The 294-nt window shown below is 52.4% G+C and carries 2 rRNA genes; both read left to right on the top strand.

Going from position 1 to position 294, the window contains the following annotated elements:
• Window positions 1-120, top strand: a 23S ribosomal RNA gene (locus M3650_RS31495); the annotation flags it as partial.
• Window positions 121-189: 69 nt separating this feature from the next.
• Window positions 190-294 (top strand): 5S ribosomal RNA (gene rrf / locus M3650_RS31490); the annotation flags it as partial.

Here is a 294-nt window from a genome sequence, read left to right as displayed (position 1 = left end):
CTCAAGATGAGATTTCCCAATTAGTAAGACCCCTTGAAGACGACGAGGTAGATAGGTTCGGGGTGGAAGCACAGCAATGTGTGGAGCTGACGAATACTAATCGGTCGAGGGCTTATCCTAAGCAATAATGATTCGAAGCAGTTGAAACTTTCGCGTTCAGTTTTCAGGGTGCAAACCCTTGAATACCTGTTTGGTGGCGATAGCGGAGGGGTTCCACGCGTACCCATCCCGAACACGACCGTTAAGCCCTCCAGCGCCGATGGTACTTGGACCGCAGGGTCCCGGGAGAGTAGG

Origin of the sequence: Paenibacillus sp. MER TA 81-3, assembly GCF_023713585.1 — a bacterium.
Lineage (GTDB): Bacteria > Bacillota > Bacilli > Paenibacillales > Paenibacillaceae > Paenibacillus_B > Paenibacillus_B profundus.
This window is presented reverse-complemented; position numbering and strand designations above follow the sequence as displayed.